At 63.5% G+C, this 17,489-nt stretch carries 14 protein-coding genes; 7 read left to right on the forward strand and 7 right to left on the reverse strand.

Annotated elements, in window-relative coordinates; all coding sequences use genetic code 11:
• Positions 1 to 13 precede the first annotated feature (13 nt).
• Positions 14 to 436, forward strand: a complete 423-nt coding sequence (locus I6F09_RS22530) for a hypothetical protein (RefSeq protein ID WP_225189077.1) — start codon at positions 14 to 16, stop codon at positions 434 to 436.
• A gap of 1,734 nt (positions 437 to 2,170) precedes the next feature.
• On the opposite strand, the gene I6F09_RS22535 is transcribed toward I6F09_RS22530, so the two are convergent.
• Both I6F09_RS22535 and I6F09_RS22540 read right to left on the reverse strand, forming a co-directional pair.
• Positions 2,171 to 2,563: a hypothetical protein gene (locus I6F09_RS22535; RefSeq protein WP_036026706.1), complete on the reverse strand. Its 393-nt coding sequence runs from the start codon at positions 2,561 to 2,563 to the stop codon at positions 2,171 to 2,173.
• Between the two features lie 259 nt (positions 2,564 to 2,822).
• Positions 2,823 to 3,068 carry a hypothetical protein gene (locus tag I6F09_RS22540; RefSeq protein WP_109145157.1) on the reverse strand — a complete coding sequence of 82 codons (246 nt, stop codon included), beginning with the start codon at positions 3,066 to 3,068 and terminating at the stop codon, positions 2,823 to 2,825.
• Positions 3,069 to 3,557: 489 nt separating this feature from the next.
• Between I6F09_RS22540 and I6F09_RS22545 the strand changes: the two genes are divergently transcribed.
• The 5 genes from I6F09_RS22545 (at position 3,558) to I6F09_RS22565 (ending at position 11,188) form a co-directional block, all read left to right on the forward strand.
• On the forward strand, positions 3,558 to 4,235 hold the full coding sequence (locus tag I6F09_RS22545) for a response regulator transcription factor (RefSeq protein ID WP_225189078.1): 678 nt from the start codon (positions 3,558 to 3,560) through the stop codon (positions 4,233 to 4,235).
• A gap of 12 nt (positions 4,236 to 4,247) precedes the next feature.
• Positions 4,248 to 5,672 (forward strand): ATP-binding protein, encoded by a 1,425-nt coding sequence (locus I6F09_RS22550; RefSeq protein ID WP_225189079.1) that lies wholly within the window; start codon positions 4,248 to 4,250, stop codon positions 5,670 to 5,672.
• A 60-nt stretch (positions 5,673 to 5,732) separates the two neighbouring features.
• Positions 5,733 to 6,656 (forward strand): RNA polymerase sigma factor RpoH, encoded by a 924-nt coding sequence (rpoH, locus tag I6F09_RS22555; RefSeq protein WP_225151611.1) that lies wholly within the window; start codon positions 5,733 to 5,735, stop codon positions 6,654 to 6,656.
• Between the two features lie 81 nt (positions 6,657 to 6,737).
• Complete coding sequence (locus tag I6F09_RS22560; protein ID WP_225134978.1) at positions 6,738 to 9,920, forward strand: efflux RND transporter permease subunit; 3,183 nt, start codon at positions 6,738 to 6,740, stop codon at positions 9,918 to 9,920.
• The gene (locus I6F09_RS22565) at positions 9,917 to 11,188 is read left to right on the forward strand and encodes an efflux RND transporter periplasmic adaptor subunit (RefSeq protein ID WP_225189080.1); all 1,272 of its coding nucleotides are present in this window, start codon (positions 9,917 to 9,919) and stop codon (positions 11,186 to 11,188) included. The genes I6F09_RS22560 and I6F09_RS22565 overlap by 4 nt, the downstream gene beginning before the upstream one ends.
• Positions 11,189 to 11,254: 66 nt before the next feature.
• Here the strand turns inward: I6F09_RS22565 and I6F09_RS22570 are convergent, their stop codons facing one another.
• Positions 11,255 to 11,566, reverse strand: coding sequence for a hypothetical protein (locus I6F09_RS22570; protein ID WP_225189081.1), 312 nt, complete (start codon positions 11,564 to 11,566; stop codon positions 11,255 to 11,257).
• Between the two features lie 365 nt (positions 11,567 to 11,931).
• On the opposite strand from I6F09_RS22570, the gene I6F09_RS22575 reads away from it, so the two are divergent.
• Positions 11,932 to 12,312 (forward strand): hypothetical protein, encoded by a 381-nt coding sequence (locus I6F09_RS22575; protein ID WP_225189082.1) that lies wholly within the window; start codon positions 11,932 to 11,934, stop codon positions 12,310 to 12,312.
• A gap of 114 nt (positions 12,313 to 12,426) precedes the next feature.
• Here the strand turns inward: I6F09_RS22575 and I6F09_RS22580 are convergent, their stop codons facing one another.
• From I6F09_RS22580 to I6F09_RS22595, 4 genes are all read right to left on the reverse strand, one after another.
• Complete coding sequence (locus I6F09_RS22580) at positions 12,427 to 13,242, reverse strand: IclR family transcriptional regulator (protein ID WP_036011591.1); 816 nt, start codon at positions 13,240 to 13,242, stop codon at positions 12,427 to 12,429.
• A 113-nt stretch (positions 13,243 to 13,355) separates the two neighbouring features.
• Positions 13,356 to 14,450 carry an extracellular solute-binding protein gene (locus tag I6F09_RS22585; protein ID WP_225189083.1) on the reverse strand — a complete coding sequence of 365 codons (1,095 nt, stop codon included), beginning with the start codon at positions 14,448 to 14,450 and terminating at the stop codon, positions 13,356 to 13,358.
• A gap of 32 nt (positions 14,451 to 14,482) precedes the next feature.
• Complete coding sequence (locus I6F09_RS22590) at positions 14,483 to 16,273, reverse strand: ABC transporter permease subunit (protein WP_225189084.1); 1,791 nt, start codon at positions 16,271 to 16,273, stop codon at positions 14,483 to 14,485.
• Positions 16,270 to 17,424, reverse strand: coding sequence for an ABC transporter ATP-binding protein (locus I6F09_RS22595; RefSeq protein WP_225124506.1), 1,155 nt, complete (start codon positions 17,422 to 17,424; stop codon positions 16,270 to 16,272). Before I6F09_RS22595 ends, I6F09_RS22590 begins: the two co-directional genes overlap by 4 nt.
• Positions 17,425 to 17,489 lie beyond the last annotated feature (65 nt).

Raw genomic sequence — 17,489 nt, forward strand, 5'->3', positions numbered from 1 at the left:
CGGGGGCCGGGGCGTGAATTTCCAGGTTACGGTTTTGAAGATCCTGGTGAGCTATCCGGATGGCTTTGCCGTCATGGAAGACCTCAAGCGCGACATGGCCATCCTGGCGACCAGTGGCCCCGATTGGGCCGACCGGACGAGGCGTCTTGCCAGCCGGGTGCCGGACCTCGACATCTTTTCACAGGGGCTTGTCGAGCGCATCAGCGGTGGCTGGAGACTGACGTCCAAGGGGCGAGACATATTGGCATTCATGGAAGCCCGCCCGGCACCAAGCGAGCCCAGCCTGGCATCCGTGGTCAATGAGACGTCCGAGCCGGTATTGGAGATTGCGCCGCTTCCCCCGCTGCCGCAGCCAGCCGACCGGGCCAAGCGGAGGCGCGAGCGCCGAGAGCGCCGCCGCGAAGCCCGCGAACGGGCGCGGGCGAACGCCTCCTGAACCGGGATTGAGATCGGTAACGAACTAGCGGTCCATCGCCGCGCTCGAAGGGGCGCCAAGTCGGCGGCGACGCGGAGGCGACGGGGTGCTAACCACCCCATCTCTCGTAAGGATTATGACCTGGCTCTGGTTGATCATCATAGTGCGGGGCCGGTTGACGGCGGTCCGGCCGTGCCGGTGAATAAGCCCAGGCCGCAGTACTCCCAGTCGTCAGAACACGAGGATGCGCTTTTGCATGGTGCCGATGGACCTGGCCTGCCACCGCGGCGCTGACGGGGGCCCACAGGATAATCAAAAGGCTCAAAACGAGACCCGATCGCATGGGAGTTTCTCCGATAGACCTACGATGATGAGTTAGATGAGCCTCGGTCCACGCCCTCGCAATCGGTGACGCCTGCAAGACTGGTAACGTCCTCGGCATCACGCGCGGGTTGGCGGTCGAATTCGTGCGAATCTGTAAACCCCGCACTCGGCTTCATGCTGGCAGTTGCGTCACGGTTTGGAGTCTTTCGTCTCCGGGGTGCGTCACGCGATGATGAGCACACCGATTTGCCATTCGCGCAGGCGTGATTGTTCACCCACGTGTTTTTCCCGAGCGCATACCCACCTAATGCTCAACCAAGAAATTCGAAGGAAGCGCATTTCAACAGAGCAGCCGGTTCGAGTCAGCGCGAATGCTCCGCACGAAAACAACAGCCGTTCGGAGCACGACCATGACTGGATTCAGGACCTTTGTTATTGCAGCGATGATGTCGATTGGCGCGATAAGCTCTGCAAGCGCCCAGTGCCCATTGTGGGCGACTCAACATCCAGATTTGTTTCAGGCGCAATATCCCGATCGGGATGTGTTGAACGACTGCGAATTGACGCCAGCAGGCAGAATGGGCCTGGAACGCCCTGGCGGCGCGGCTCCCTTGTTTGGGCCCAACAGGGCCTACCAGACAACGCCTGGCGTTGCCCAGCACCGCGGCTTTCACCACCGATCGCGGTGAGTATCTGAAAATGGATCCGGATGGTCGGATTCCGGCGGAGAAACCGTAGCGCGCCAAGTCGAATGATCAGAAATCAATCCGCGCACCTTCGGTACGCGACCGTTTTCAGCGATTCCTGAGTGCTGTCGGGACCAATCAAATGCGAGTCGATTAAGTCATTGGTTTCGCGTCCGTCGCCAAAAGATCGCGAGTCGTTTTAGGTCAATTCCAAAGATCTGCTAGTCGAATGGGTGATGACGCTAGATCTTGGGTTGGATGCCGCGATTTGTTGTCCAGATGTCGTGGTCTTGTGGAGCTGGGTGCTGCGAGCGCGGCCCGCAATGAACAACCTGCTCGAGGAAAACCGTCGGGGCCAATTTAGTACAAGTCGTCTGAAGCGGTGGAACGCTATCGAGAGACCGATGTGCGATCGTCGAGCGCCGCGCCGGTCGAGGCTTTATAGTCGGGACGGGCCCAGGGGAGCGCAACAGCCTCCTCGATCGCGAGAGATGAGCGGGGCTCCGCCTTAGCTATTCTGCGGTCGCGCAGACCGCATCGCAGCGATTAGGCCGCCTTGCAGAAGTGCACGGAAGCACAGCGCGGGCAGCGCACCTCGGAAGAAGGAGGCGATGCTCACGAGCTTACCGCAGGGCGTGCCTGACGTGGCCACGCGCATAGAACGACGCACTTCATCGACTCTATCCTCGACGCGAACGGCAATGCGCCCCCGCTGCTCCAGACCAATGGTTGCAGAGTGCGGCGGTTAGCTGCAGCTCAGCGGTAACGGCAGGTCGGGATGCAACTCGTACCAGTCGTAGCAATCTGGATAGGCGCCGTAGAATCCATAGCCGCCTCGGCGGAAGTGGTGAAACGCGTGCTGGCGCAGGCCTACGTCATGACCACCGAAGCCAAGGTGCTCGCCGCCGAACCGGGCGCCGCCGGCAAAATCTCCCTCATGGCCCATGCCGCCGAAATGCGCGCCGCCGCCGAAGGCCGCATGTCCACCGCCGAAGCCTGCATGTCCGCCGCCAAAGCCGCCACCGCCAAAACCACCGCCGTGGCCACCGCCACCACCGCCGCCATGGGCATTGGCCGCGCCAACGGCGAGCGTCGAGGCGAGTGCTGCTGTCGCCAGAATCATGATTGCACGTTTCATGGATGACTCCTCTTGTTGCGCTGTCCGGCCATGTTCCGCGCGAGGTTGCCGATGGCCGGGTCAGTGATGAGGGAGAGGTAGGTCCGGTACGAGGCGATCCAACTGAATTCGATGTCAGAATATCAGGCAAGCCGCTCGCGAAGAGCGTCTCGCGGATCGGCGCGACGCACGCGTAGGAGCGGGCCGACCAGCGCAGTCCGCTCCTCGTTATTGCAAAACGCGGCGAAGCTATAGGGCAGGCCGCGTCACCCAATCAGTACTAGCTGCCTGTGCCCGGCTCGCACGGTACGTTGTTGCCGGTCCACGGCGCGGTTGCAAAGGCGCCGACGCGCGGCGCCGGAACGCAGGCGCGCTCGCCCGGATAATGGAACGGCGTGGTCGCCGCGACTGTATCGGCGGCCACGTCGGGCTGCTGCGCGGCGCGCTGGTGCTCGCGCGCCATGACTGGGCCACCCAGCATTGCGGCCGCGATCAATCCTATCGACAATAGTTTGGACGTGGTCATTCGCTCTCTCCTCTGACGACATCAGGCCGATCAAGCCGGCTCAGCGACGATGTGTGAACGATCGGCCACGTTTCCAACGCACGTTTTGCTCACTGCATTTCAACCGCCCGAGAGCCGCTGCGGTGTCGCAACCACGATCGTGCGAATGCATAACATCCGTGGTCCCTGAGACGACGGCACGTGCGTTGACGGCATATGTTCGATCCAGTCGGTTGGCAGCGGAGCGCGGAAGATGATCATTGCATTTGTAACACGCGTGGTGCGGGTCCTCGTGCCGTTGGCGGCACGCACAGCCGACAACATGAACCGCAATTTAGTGGCGCGGTGCGCGCGGCAGAGCTACCTCATAGCGCAGCGGGCGACCGGCAACAGGCGGCATCAGCGACGCGCGTCCGACGTACGCGGGCACTGAGCACGACACGGCCCGACGCCGTACCCGTGCTGTGCAACCGCGCGTCGAGACGCCGTGGGAATTATGGTACGAGGCTCATGACCCGGATTCTCCTGATTGAGGACGACACTGAAACCGCCGAGGCGATCCTCGCCGAACTCGGCGATCGCGGCTTCGAGGTGCAGTGGGCCGGCAACGGCGTCGACGGTCTCGCGCGCGCGCGTGCGTCGAGCCCCGATGCCATGATCGTCGATCGCATGCTCCCGGGAGTTGACGGGCTGACCGTCATCGAGGTGCTGCGCAAGGAGCAGGTGAGGACGCCTGTGCTGGTGTTGAGTGCGCTTGGCGCCGTGAATGACCGGGTGCGCGGGTTGCGCATGGGCGGGGACGACTATCTCACAAAGCCGTTCGCGCTCATCGAACTGGTTGCGCGAATCGAGGCGCTGCTGCGCCGGCCGAGCGACAGCCGCGAAACCATCCTGCATGTCGGGCCCCTCGAGCTCGATCTGATCGAGCGCACCGCGCGACGCGGCGAGCGCAGGCTCGACCTGTTGCCGCGCGAATTCCGCTTGCTCGAGTACATGATGCGCCGGAGCGATCAGCTCTTGACGCGCGCGATGCTGCTCGAGGAGGTCTGGAACTACAAGTTCGTTCCGGCGACCACCAACTTGATCGACGTGCATATGGGCCGGCTTCGTCACAAGGTGGACGGTCCCGGGGAGACACAGCTCATCCACAATGTCCGAGGCTCCGGCTTCGTCCTTCGCTCGCGGTAGGAGAGACGGGCGATGCAGCAGACACAGTTGATCCGCTCCAGCACATTTCTCTGGGCTCTGGCCGTGGCGGCGTCCTTTGCGCTGTTCGTGGTCGCCTTGTTCGCCTTCATCTACTGGAAGCTCGACGCCTATCTGGTCGCGCGGTCCGATCGCATGATCACCACGCAGATCCACTTCGTCGCGGAATTGTCCCCGGCCCGCCGCGTCAGCGCAATCGCGGATCACCTCGCGCAGGATTCCAGGGGCGTTCAGTACGCGGGACTGTTCGATGCTGCCGGCAAAAGGCTGGCCGGGAATATCGACCGCGTGCCGCGCGAACTCGGGCTCGATGGGGCGGCGCAGGGCGTGCGACTCGATCTGCTGGAGAAGCCGACGGAGCATGGTCCCGTCGTCAGGGCGGTCGGCAGCCGTCTCGAGGGCGGCGATGTCCTGGTGATGGGACGGAACGTCGACGAGACGCGCGAGATATCGAGCGTGGTGGGCCAGGCTCTGGCCCTGGGTCTGCTGCCGGCCTTCAGCCTCTGCCTGCTTGCGGGTGCCTGGCTGAGCTTGCGCGCCCAGCGACGCGTAGAGGAGGTCAACCAGCGGGTCCAGCGCATCGTGGCCGGCGAGCTGCGCGAGCGGCTTCCGGAGGGCGGGACGGACGACCCGTTTGCGCGGCTGGCCAGGATCGTCAACGGCATGCTCGACGAGATGGAGACGATGATCAATGCGCTCGCCGGCGTCGGCAACGACATCGCTCATGATCTCAGGACGCCGCTGACCCGCGTCCGTCTGGCGCTGGAGCGCGGCCGGACGCATGCGGCGACGCTGGAACAGCTGCAGGACGTTGCGGACAAGGCCATCGCCGGCATCGACCAGTCGCTCGCGATCGTCACGGCCTTGCTGCGCCTGACAGAGATCGAGAACAACCGCCGTATGGCCGGGTTTGGCGACGTCGCGCTCGACGAGATTCTGCGGGAGGTGTGCGACGTCTACGAGCCGATCGCCGAGGACAAGCATGTCGGGCTCGGCGTCGTCACCGAGTGCAATGTGCAGGTGTGGGGTGACCGCGACCTGCTGTTCGAGGCAGTCGCCAACCTCGTCGACAACGCCATCAAGTTCACGCCGTCCGGCGGGCGGGTGGACCTCGCCCTGCAGGCGGAGGACGAGACCGCGCTGGTGCGCGTTAGCGATACCGGGCCCGGCATCAGCGAGCAGGAGCGCGAAGCAGTGCTGCGGCGGTTTTACCGCTCCGACAAGATGCGCAATACGCCGGGCGTCGGGCTTGGACTGAGCCTGGTGGCGGCGATCGTCAAGCTGCACGGCTTCCGGCTGATCATTGGCCCGGCTCCCGCTGGGCGGATCGAGATCCTCGCCTGGACCGGGAGTGCGGGCAGGCCCATCGCGCGCCGGTCACGCGCATTGCTGCACGCAGAGGCCGGCCAGATGGGATGAGCCAAATGACGTGCGGTGCCTCCGAGATCAATCAGCCGGCCCGGACTATAGGAGTGACAAATGCAGACGAGCCATGAGGTGGTGTGCCGCGATCCTGTTGCCGTGCCGATCGCAGCGGTGTCGACGCCGTTCCTCACCGCCTATTCCGCCGCAATCCGGCGCTACGAGCTACTTGAATCAGGTCAGGAGCAGCAGCTGGCGCGTCGCTGGCAGGAAACGCGGGACCGGCGCGCCGCGGATGCGCTCGTCACCAGCCATCTTCGGCTCGCCGCCAAGTTGGCGAGGGGTTACAAGGGATACGGTCTGCCGCTGGTCGATCTGATCGCGGAAGCGAACCTCGGCCTCGTGATCGCGGCGTCGCGCTTCGAGCCCGGGCACGGCGCCCGATTCTCCAGCTATGCGATCTGGTGGATCAAGGCCACCATTCACGACTACATCCTGCGATCGTGGTCCCTGGTCAAGATCGGGACGACGGCTGCGCAGAAGAAGCTGTTTTTCAAACTCCGCGGCGAGATCAGGAAAGCCACCAGCAGTGCGATGGCCGGGCTCACACCCGACGTCGCCGAATTGATCGCCGGGAAGCTCGAGGTGACGGCGCGCGAGGTGATCGAGATGGACGCGAGACTCCACCGCGACATGTCGCTGAACGCGCGCGTCGGTGACGAGGACGGTGGAACCGAGCTGGAGGCCCTGCTGGTCGATGGTGCGGTCGACGCCGAGACGATGCTTGCCGATCACGACCAGACGGAGCAGCGCAGCAGGGCTTTGCGCGCTGCACTGGACGGGCTCGCGCCGCGGGAGCGTCATATCTTCGAGGCGCGGCGCCTGAAGGAATGTCCTGTTACGCGCGATCAGCTCGCCCGAGAGCTGTCCATATCCAGCGAGCGGGTTCGGCAGATCGAGATCCGTACCTTCGCCAAAGTCAAACGGGCCGTCATGAACGCCGCGCATGATGTGTCACACGCCGCCGCGTGCAGCGACTGAATTCGTTTTCATTTGAGCGGAGGCGCGGCCGCCCTCACTTGTCCGACGATCCTGCGTAACCCTGTTTCAGGCAGACCAATCATGGGAATTGTTCGCTTCGCGCTGCGGCTTCCGCATACTTTCTACGTGCTTGCGGCGTTGATCCTGTTCCTCGGCGGCATCGCAATTCGCTCGATGCCGACAGACATCTTTCCGGAGATCCGGATTCCCGTCGTCACTGTCATCTGGAGCTACACCGGCCTTTCCACGCCGGAGATGGAACAGCGCGTCAGCACCTACAGCCAGTATTCGATCAGCGCCAATGTCAGCGGTATCAAGAATATCGAGGCGCAGACCCTCAACGGCTTGTCGGTTCAGAAGATCTACTTTCAGCCGGACGTCAATCTCGATCTCGCGATCTCGCAGATCGTCTCGGCGACCAACGCCATCCGCGCTCTGATGCCTCCCGGCATCCAGCCGCCGATCATCGTGCAGTTCAATGCCTCAAGCGTGCCGGTGCTCCAGCTCAGCCTCGAATCGAACAACCTGAATGAGCAGCAGCTCTACGATTTCGGCATCTACCGGGTCCGCCAGCAACTGGCTCCCGTTCCAGGCGTGACCCTGCCCACGCCTACCGGCGGCAAATACCGCCAGATCATGGTTGACCTCGATCCGAACAAGCTGCTGGCGCGCGGATTGACACCGCTCGACATCGTCAACGCAGTGAACACGCAGAACCTGACGCTGCCGACCGGCACGACCAAGATCGGCGACACCCAGTACACCGTTCGTACCAACGCGACGCCGGCGACGATCCAGGATCTCAACATGATCCCGGTGAAGTTCGCGAACGGGGCGACGATCTTCCTGAAGGACGTCGCCCAGGTCCGCGACGGCGCCCAGGTTCAGCAGAACATTGTGCGCGAGGATGGCCACCGCGCCGTCCTGCTCAGCGTCATCAAGAACGGCAATGCCTCCACGCTGGCCGTCGTCAACGGCGTGAAAGCGGCCCTGACGTCGATCCGCGCGTCGGCGCCCGCGGGGCTGAAGGTGAACGAGCTGTTCGACCAGTCAATCTTCGTCACACACTCGGTCGATGGTGTGCTGCGCGAAGGCGCGATCGCGGCGGGCCTGACGGCATTGATGATTCTGGTGTTCCTGGGATCGTGGCGATCGACGCTCGTCGTCCTGATCTCGATCCCGCTGGCGATGCTGTCCTCGCTGATCGTCCTCTATTTCCTCGGCGAGACCCTCAACACCATGACGCTCGGCGGCCTTGCTCTTGCCGTCGGTATTCTCGTCGACGATTCGACGGTGACGATCGAGAACACGCACCGGCTCTGGACCGAGGAAGGCATGCCGCTGCCGGACGCGACTCTGCACGGAGCAGCCGAAATCGCCATTCCGACGCTGGTCTCGACGCTCGCGATCAGTTGCGTGTTCATCTCGGTCGTATTCCTCGAGGGTCCGGCCAAATATCTGTTCACGCCACTTGGCCTTGCCGTGGTGTTCGCGATGCTGGCGTCTTATGGCCTGTCGCGGACGCTGACGCCGATCACGATTGGCCTGCTCCTGAAGGGCGAGCAACGTCATGGCGAGGGCAATCGGCCGTCAAACATCCTCGCACGCGCCTCCGCGGCATTCGAGCGCGGTTTCGAACGCCTGCGCGACGGCTATTCCGATCTGCTGCTGAAACTGCTGCGGCACCGCGCAGTGATACCCGTCGTCGCCGTGCTGGTGCTGGCGCTCGGTGCCACGATGTTCGCCTATGTCGGCCAGGACTTCTATCCCCTGATCGACGGCGGCCAGATCCAGCTCCATGTTCGCGCCCCCGCGGGCACGCGGATCGAGCGGACGGAAGCGATCTTCCAGGCAGTTGAGGACAAGATCCGCGAGGTCATTCCCGAGCACGACCGGGCGCTGATCGTCGATAATATCGGCCTGCCGGCGCGGCCCTATAACCTTGCTTTCACGGACGGTTCCACCATCGGGGTGAACGACGGCACCATTCTCGTGTCGTTGAAGGAAGGGCACCAGCCGACGGCGGATTACATCAGGAGGCTGCGGCAGGTGCTGCCGAGGGCATTCCCGGAGGACACGTTCTATTTCCAGGCGGCCGATATCGTCACGCAGATCCTGAACTTCGGTCTCCCGGCGCAGATCGATGTCCGCACGGTCGGTTACGGCAACAACAATCTCGCCGTCGCCAAGGAACTGCAAAAGAGTCTCGCCGCGATCCCCGGCGTGGTCGATGCCCATCTGCAGCAGGAGGTCGATGCTCCCGCATTCTACGCCGACATCGACCGCACCCGCGCCGCGCAACTCGGTCTCAATGCGAGCACGGTGGCAACCAACATCAATGTCAGCCTCTCATCGTCCGCGCAGGTCTCGCCGAACTTCTGGACGGATCCGACTTCCGGCATTCCCTATTACCTGGCTGTGCAGACGCCAGAGTACAGGACCAATTCGCTGAACGCGCTGGGCAATACGCCGGTTTCGGCCTCGCTTGCCGCAAGCGGGCAGACGGTGCCGGGCCTGCTCAGCAATGTTGCGACCTTCAAGCGGGGCACCGTTCCGACCAACTCGAACCAAGCCAATGTGCAGCCGGTTTACGATGTCTATGCGAGCGTGCAGGGCCGTGATCTCGGCAGCGTCGCGGCTGACATCGAGAAGGTGACGTCCACGCTGCAGAAGCAACTCCAGCCGGGCAACTCGATCCAGGTTCTCGGCCAGATCCAGAGCATGCACCAATCGTTCCGCGATCTCTCCCTTGGACTGCTGTTCGCGGCCATCCTCGTCTACCTGCTGATGGTCGTGAACTACCAGAATTTTGGCGATCCCTTTGTCGTCATCCTGGCACTGCCGGCGACATTCTGCGGCATCGTGACGATGCTGTTTATCACCGGGACGACGCTGAACGTGCCTTCGCTGATGGGAGCCATCATGGCGATCGGCGTAGCCTCCGCGAACTCCATCCTGCTCGTGACATTCGCACGCGACGAGCAATTGAAGGGGCATTCGGCATTCCAGGCGGCGCTGAGCGCAGGCCGGACGCGAATCCGGCCCGTGCTGATGACCGCGGCGGCGATGATCGTCGGCATGATCCCGATGGCGATCGGCGGGCCCGGCGAGGAGCAGAATGCAGCGCTCGCGCGGGCGGTCATCGGCGGTCTGCTGTTTGCAACACCGACTACCCTGCTGATCGTGCCTTATCTCTTCGCCATGCTGCGCAAAGGCAACGACGGCAAGCCTCATCATGGGGTATTCGAGGAGCAACCGGAATGAGTGACGTTCGCGCAAGGACCGATGACGACGGGGCGACACACCGCCCGGGGGCGGAGAGCCTCCGGATTGTGGAATTGCCGGGAAAGGGCCCTCGATCCGGACGCCGTTACGGCGGCGCGCTGCTCGGCGGAGGCGTGCTCCTCGTGCTTGCGTGCGGTCTCGGCATCGGCGGCTGGCGGCACTATGAGGCCATGCGTGGCGTTGCCGCTGTGGCAGAGCAGGCTCGAACCAACCTTCCCGAGGTTCGGGTCGCGACGGTGAAGCCCGGAGGCGACATCATGAAGGTGAGCCTGCCGGCGACGACGACCGCGTTCGAGGCGGCCAACATCTTCGCGCGGACCAGCGGCTACATCGAGAAGCGCTACGTCGATATCGGCGATCGGGTCAAGAAGGGCGAGCTGCTCGTGGAAATCACTGCGCCCGAGCTCGACCAGCAGATCGCGCAGGCGCAAGCGACGCTCGCGCAGGACCAGGCCGCGCTTCTGCAGGCGGAGGCAAGCCGGGAACTGGCCGACGTGACCAACTCGCGCGATAGCAATCTCGTCAAGCAGGGCTGGTTGACGGCACAACAGGGCGACAACGATCGTCTCACCCTGCGCGCGCAGCAAGGCGCGGTGGGTGTCGCCCAGTCGAACATCACGGCGCAGGAAGCGCAGATCCGAGTTCTCCAGCAGGAGAAGTCCTATCAGCGTGTGGTGGCGCCATTCGACGGCGTGGTCACGCAGCGTAACGTGGACAACGGCAGCCTGGTATCAGCCGGGTCCACCTTCATGTTCACGCTGATGCATTCCGACGTGATCCGAACCCAGGTGTTCGTGCCACAGGACGAAGCGTTCGGCGTTGGTCCGGGCGTCGATGCGGATATCCGCGTCCCCGAGATTCCGGGGCGGACGTTTGCGGGCAAGGTCACGCGGATCGCAACCGCGCTGCAGCCGGGAAGCCGGACGCTGCTAACCGAGATCGACGTGCCCAATCCGGATGGCCTGCTCAGTCCGGGCATATATTGCACGGTCGAACTATCGATCCCGCGCAGGACAGCATCGACGACGATCCCATCCGATGCGCTCGTCTTCGACCAGAACGGCCTCCATGTCGTGGTTGTGCGCAACAACACGGTCCATTTTCAGCAGGTCTCGATCACCCGGGATTTCGGCACCACGGTGGAAGTGCGCGACGGCGTGCAGCCCGGCGACCAGGTCGTGCTCAATCCCGCGGTCAATCTGGCGGAGGGAAGCAAGGTCACCGTTCGCAAGAGCGAGGCGAGCTAGGACGCGAAAGATGATGCGAATTGTACTCGCAGCGGCGACGGCGTTGCTGCTCGGAAGCTCTGCTAGTCAGGCACAGGTCGCAACGACCGGCACTACTGCAATGGATCTGCCGACGGTGCCGGGCGCGATCGTGGTCTCACCGCTCAACAGTCCCGGGCCGTTTTCCGCAACGACCGTGTCAGGTGCTCCGGACACGACGCTGGCGCCGGTTCCGCTCGCGTCGAATCCGACGACGCCGGGGACGGTGGTCGTCTGCGCTCCGCCGTCGTCATCGCCGACGCCGGTGCCGGCGACGCCGACCGTATCGCCGACAGGCCTTGCACCACCGGGCATCGCGGCGCCGTTGCTGCCGGTGATAAGGCAGAACAGCAGCGCCACCGGTACGATCTCCTCAGCTGCGCCCTCAGGAACAGGTACGACGGTCGGATGCAGCTCGACGCCGGGGGGAGAGGTGACGAGCGCTGCGTCCCTGCCATTGTCGATCCCGCAAGTGGCTACAAGCCCCGCACCTGGTACGATTCAGGCGGAAGCCAGTGGTGCCGGTGGGACGGGCATAGACCCGAACGCTGCGGTTGTGCCCAGCCCGAACAGCTCGGCTTGCATGGAAGGCGTCTCGATGAATCTCGCCTCGCCTGCGACTGTGCTGCCGGCGAACGCTTCAGGCGCAGCACCAACGCCCGGCGTGTCGCCGGTGCTGCCGCCCGGATGCTGAAGTCGGACGCAGATCGAACCCCTAGTGGCAGGTGCAAGACGCAGCAAGCATCGCACTGAAATTCATCAAGAAGGCTCGGCGCGATCCCGGCCCGTGTGTGGCCTATTGTTCGATGAGTGCTGTTTATGCATGGAGAAGGCTCCACCTGATTGCATTGACATTAGAAACCTGCGCTCGGGCGAGTATTTCCAGAACGCACGTCCTGCTCCCACGGCTGCACGACCGCGTTGCGCGCATCGCCTTGCCTTCGACCCTTGAGCGGCATTTGCTATCTCAGGACGGCCCGCGCGCGTGCGATCTCCCGGCTGCACGCGTCGATGTCGCCGCTGCGATCGGCGGCGCGGGCGCGGTCGAGCGAATCAAGCGCGTCCGTGAAGCCGATGCCGTTGTCGCCCTCAGCTTTTGCGGGTGAGCGGGGGATGCCCACTTCCTGGCCGGGTATACGGGTGCGGACCTCGATCTGAAGTCCGCGATGGACGAGCAGCGGCTGCTTCCGTTGCCCGGCACCAACGCCGTCCTGGAAAGATCAGGTGGCTCGTCGTGATTGATGTGACTGTCTAGGACCGCCTCGCATTGCTGGATATGCCGCCGGCCTACTGGAATAGCCGAGGGCAGCGCCGATGGTTCGGGCTGCCTCCATCACGTGAACCGAATATTCTTTTATCTGCTTGCGCTTGATGCGGCTGTCGGGCCCGGACATGCCAATCGCTCCCACGAGTTCGCCGGAACGACCGAGGATGGCACAAGCGCAGGCCGCGATGCCTTCGCGCCACTCGCCGTGCAGCACGGAGGAGTAGCCCTGCGCGCGTGCCAGCTCGATGTCCTCCCGCAGCTCCTCGATCGTCGTTCGCGTCGTTTCCGTGTAGCGCCTCAGATGCGGACGGAACCGTTCCAGGTAGTCATCAGGCATATGTGCGAGCATCGCTTTGCCTGTCGCCATGGTGAAAGCGGGTGCGCGCATGCCCACGCTTGTATGGGCACGGATATGGTGAGCGCTTTCGATCTTGTCGACGTAGACCACGTCGGTGTCCTCGAGCACCGACAGGTGAATGGTTTCGCCGGTGATCTCGGCAAGCTTAGTCATTGCCGGTCGCGCGACGTTGATGAGATCCATCCGATGGATGACATGGCTGCCGAGCGCCCAGATCTTGGTCGTGAGCTCGTAGGTGCTGTGCGGGGGGATCTGGCGCACATAGCCTTGAGACTGCAAAGTCATCAGCAGCCGATGCACGTTGCTCTTGGTGAGCTTCAGCTCGCTCGCGAGGTCAGTGACGCCGCGGGGCTGCTCGCTCAGAGCAAGTGCTTCCAGGAGACGCAGTCCCTTGGTAAAAGCCTTATCCATCCACCAGCCAAAATAGAATGATATTTCACTCGATCTAGCATGGCCGCGCGAACGGCAATAGCCCGGGTGTGGAATTAACCCCGATCCTTTCGGATCGGGGCTGATCAGCCTGCTTACTGGGCCAGCAAGGCGTTGAGCTTCTCCTGCCCGTACTCTTCATTGGTGGAATTTCCAGCCGGCGAAGTCGCGCCCCAATAATCCGGGCTCCATTCGATCGCTTTCGAGACGTTGTCCGGGTTGTTGGCCCAGTAGCGCGCGAGCTTCTTGTCGGTTGCGGCCTCGAACACGACCTGGGAGGGAAGGGCGACCGGGAAGGTCGAGGTGAGCTGCGCCGCGCGCTTGGGCTCGAGCCGCCAGGACAGCAGTTTCAGCGCGTTGTCGTAGTTCGGCACTCCCTTGGGAATCGAGAAGAAGTCGTAGTAGATGAAGCCCTGATTGAAAGTCAGCTCGATCGGGGCGCCCTCCAGCGCGAGCTTGCTCATCGAACCGGTGTAGGCCATGCACATGTCGGCCTCGCCGTCGAGCAGGAGCTGCGGCGGCTGTGCGGATGTCGTCCACCATTTGGCAATGTGTGGCTTGATCTCCTTGACCTTCTTCAGCGCCCGCTCCATGTCGATCGGGTAGAGCTTGCTCTTCTCTATGCCGTCGGCCATCAGCGCCGCCTCGAAGACGAAACGCGGCCAGGCGGGCATGCAGCGCCGGCCAGGGAATTTCTTCACGTCCCAAAAGTCGGCCCAGCTGGTCGGCACGTTCTCGCCCTTGTACTTGTCCTTGTTGTAGACGAGGCCGACGCCGATCACCTGCAGCGCCACGCCCTTCTTGCGCTTCAGATTGTCCGGCATGGCCGCCAGCGTCTGCTTGGCGGCGTCGGACAGCTTGGAATAGTCGATGTCGGCGAGACAACAGTCGCCGAGCAGCTTGGTCTCCTGGTCGAAGATGAACGTCAGGTCCCATTGAGCTTTGCCGGCCTCGGCCTGAGCCTTGATGCGTGGGCCGCTACGCGCCTCCTGGACGGTGACCACCTTGATGCCGGTCGCCTTCTCGAACGGATCGTACATGACCTTGCGCAATGCATCGCCATATCCGCCGCCCGGGTCCTGCATGATCACGACGTTGCTCTGAGCCTGAGCCGGGCCCGTCCCCATCGCGATGCACAGGGCCGAGGCCAATACGGAAACCGACAGTCGCCAGCGTTTCATTCCCAGCATTTTCTCTTTCCTCCAGTTGAAATTGATCTGTGTCACGTTGCCTTCCGCGACGTGGCGAGAACGGGCCGTGCAAGGACGAGCCCTGCGACCACCAGCAGCACCTCCAGCGTCGAGACCACGGCCAGCACCGGATTGAGCCGGTAATTGATGTCGCCCCACAGCATGAGCGGGAGCGTCTTCAGCTCCGCGCTCGACAGGAACAGCGTCAGCACCAACTCGTCGAACGAGTGCAGGAAGGCGAAGAATGTCGCTGCAGCGAGGCCCGGCATGATGGCCGGCAGCGTCACCAGGCGGAACACCGTCAGGGACGATGCGCCATGGACGGCAGCCGCCTGTTCGAGCCTTGTATCGACGCCTTGAAGCGATGCGGACAGGATCACCACGACGAGGGGAAGGCCGCCGATCGCATGCGCCGCGGCAAGGCCGAAGACGGAGCCGACCAGGTCGAAACGCAGGAACAGGCTGTAGAGCGACAGGCCGAGCACGACCGGAGGCACGATGATCGGACTTACGAGCAGCAGCATGATGGTGGACTTGCCGCGAATGCTGCTCCTGACGATGCCGAGGGCGGCTGACGCGCCCAGCACGATCGCGATTCCGGCCGACATCGCCGCGACGACCAAGGATGTCCAGAACGCCCGCATCCAGTTCGAATCGGAGAAGAACTGCTCATACCAGCGAAATGAGAAGCCCGGCGGCGGGAAGGTCAGATAGCTTGCGCTGCTGAAGGAAATGATCATCACCACGATGATCGGCAGGATGAGAACGGTAATGACCAGTCCGCCCATGAGGCGAACCGTCCAGGTCCCGAAGCTCGCCGGCAGCCGTCCGAAAAGTCTCAGAAGCGGCCAGCCTATCAAGTCGGCAGCTGAGGCGCCGAAACTGCGGCGGCCGTCATCGGCGGCGTGGCGGTTAGTCGTCGTCGGTGCGGCCTCGGTCAGCTTGCGGCCGCCCCAAATGAACTCGAAGCCCAGGAAGCGTCCGGCCACCGCGACCACCGCCAGCGTGATCGTCAGCAGCACCACGCCCAAGGCCTGCAGGAATCCCTCCGATGTGACCGAGTCCGCCTGCTGCGTGATATGCATGGCAAACATCTGGTCGCCGGGTCCCCCGAGCAGCGTGGGCGTAATGAAGAACCCGATCGCTGCGACGAAGACCAGCAGGAAGCCGGCGCCCATCCCGGGTAGGGTCAGCGGCAGCAACACGCGCCAGAACGCCGCAATGGGCCCGGCGCCGCTGGCCAGCGCCGCGCGCGTCAGGCTTTGATCGAGGCGCGCCACGCTGGAATAGATCGTCAGCACCATCAGCGGCAGAAGCACCGCGGTCATGCCGAGAAGCACTGTGCCGCGATTGAAGAGGAGCTGCACCGGCTCGCTCAATATTCCGACCGAAACCAGCAGCTTGTTGACCGGCCCGTTGCGGCCGAGCAGGACCATCCAGGCGTAGGTTCGGATCAGGATGGCGATGAAATAGGGCAGCACGATCGCGGTCGCGATCAGGGCCTGGGTCATGCCGCGGCTGCGGTGAATGAGCAGCGCCGTCGGATATCCGAACAGCAGGCACAGTCCGGCGACGGTGACCGAGATCTGCATCGTGCGGACGAGCGAATCCCAATAGAGCGGTATGGCGAATACCCGCTCGAAATAGGTCGACCACGACGGCCCGCTCACGCTGATGCGGATGAGATCGATCAGCGGGAGCAGATAGATGAAGGCCAGAAACGCGAGCGCGGGCAGGAGCAGCAGCGCCGGATCCTTCAACCTCCTGACGAGAACGAGATCCGCAGGACGGCCTGCCTGGGCGCCGATCGATGCCGCGGTCATGCAAGCACCCAGCAGTCCGCGGCGCCCCAGCTCACGTGCAGACGATCGCCGACGGCCGGCAGCGGCCGGTCGGCCATGTCGGTGCAGCGGATCAGGAGCGGATCTCCGCCCTCCATTTGCGCCTCGATCCGCAAGATCTCGCCGAGGAAGATCGCAGACGTGACGCTGACGGGCGTGGAATTCGCAGCCGGCTCGTTCGACACGGCGATGCGTTCTGGACGCACGAGCACAGTTGCGCGTCCGACGTCGATCGTGTCCCGGCTTTCGGCGCTGAACACGTATCCTGCACGGTTCTTCATCGTCAGTGTCGATCCGCGCTTCTGCAGGATCTCGGCCTCGATCAGATTGCTCTCGCCGACGAACGAGGCGACGAAGCGATCTGTCGGATGCCGGTAGATGTCCAGGGGGCGGCCGATCTGAACGATCTTGCCGGCGTTGAGTACCGCGATGCGATCGCTCATCGTCAGGGCTTCGCCCTGGTCATGGGTGACGAACAGGATCGTGCTGCCGATGGTCTGGTGAAGGTCGCGGATCTCGATCTGGATCTGCTCGCGCAACCGCCGGTCGAGGGCGCTGAGGGGCTCGTCCATCAGCACGACCTTGGGCTTCCTGACGATGGCGCGGGCAATCGCGACGCGCTGCTGCTGTCCACCCGACATTTGCGAGGGAGACTTCGTCGCATGCTCCGTCAGCCGCATGATCTCCAGCGTTTCGGCGACGCGCCGCTCCGCAGTCGCCCGGTCGACCCCCGCCATCCGAAGCGGAAACGCGACGTTCTGGCTGACCGTCATGTTCGGAAACAGCGCGTAGCTCTGGAACACCATGCCGAAGCCGCGCTTGTGCGTGGGTACGTTGTGGACCGGCTTGCCGTCGACGAGGATCTCGCCGCTGTCGAGGCTCTGGAATCCGGCGACAAGGTTGAGCAGCGTCGTTTTTCCGCTGCCGGATGGGCCAAGAAGCGTGATGAACTCGCCGGGCTCGATGTCGATGCTGATCCGGTCGACCGCATGAAAGTTGCCGTAAGCTTTCACCGCTTCACGGACGGCAATGCTCGATCCGAACGCGTCGCGGTCCCGGAGGCGGCCGGTCGGCAATGTCCGAACGTTCGCATCGCCAGAGCGCATCGCACGCTGAGCCGAAGGCTCGCCCATTCTATCCTCCCAGTATGTTCTATATTATAGAACGTCATTCCAATTATTGTTGGAGCAGCGCGTCG

Origin of the sequence: Bradyrhizobium sp. IC3195, from assembly GCF_020193585.1 — a bacterium.
Lineage (GTDB): Bacteria > Pseudomonadota > Alphaproteobacteria > Rhizobiales > Xanthobacteraceae > Bradyrhizobium > Bradyrhizobium yuanmingense.

Coding starts and splice junctions, on each gene's coding strand:
- I6F09_RS22535 (WP_036026706.1), bottom strand. CDS start 2,563: ATGAAACGTGCAATCATGATTCTGGCGACAGCAGCACTCGCCTCGACG.
- I6F09_RS22540 (WP_109145157.1), bottom strand. CDS start 3,068: ATGACCACGTCCAAACTATTGTCGATAGGATTGATCGCGGCCGCAATG.
- I6F09_RS22545 (WP_225189078.1), top strand. CDS start 3,558: ATGACCCGGATTCTCCTGATTGAGGACGACACTGAAACCGCCGAGGCG.
- I6F09_RS22550 (WP_225189079.1), top strand. CDS start 4,248: ATGCAGCAGACACAGTTGATCCGCTCCAGCACATTTCTCTGGGCTCTG.
- rpoH (WP_225151611.1), top strand. CDS start 5,733: ATGCAGACGAGCCATGAGGTGGTGTGCCGCGATCCTGTTGCCGTGCCG.
- I6F09_RS22560 (WP_225134978.1), top strand. CDS start 6,738: ATGGGAATTGTTCGCTTCGCGCTGCGGCTTCCGCATACTTTCTACGTG.
- I6F09_RS22565 (WP_225189080.1), top strand. CDS start 9,917: ATGAGTGACGTTCGCGCAAGGACCGATGACGACGGGGCGACACACCGC.
- I6F09_RS22580 (WP_036011591.1), bottom strand. CDS start 13,242: ATGGATAAGGCTTTTACCAAGGGACTGCGTCTCCTGGAAGCACTTGCT.
- I6F09_RS22585 (WP_225189083.1), bottom strand. CDS start 14,450: ATGCTGGGAATGAAACGCTGGCGACTGTCGGTTTCCGTATTGGCCTCG.
- I6F09_RS22590 (WP_225189084.1), bottom strand. CDS start 16,273: ATGACCGCGGCATCGATCGGCGCCCAGGCAGGCCGTCCTGCGGATCTC.
- I6F09_RS22595 (WP_225124506.1), bottom strand. CDS start 17,424: ATGGGCGAGCCTTCGGCTCAGCGTGCGATGCGCTCTGGCGATGCGAAC.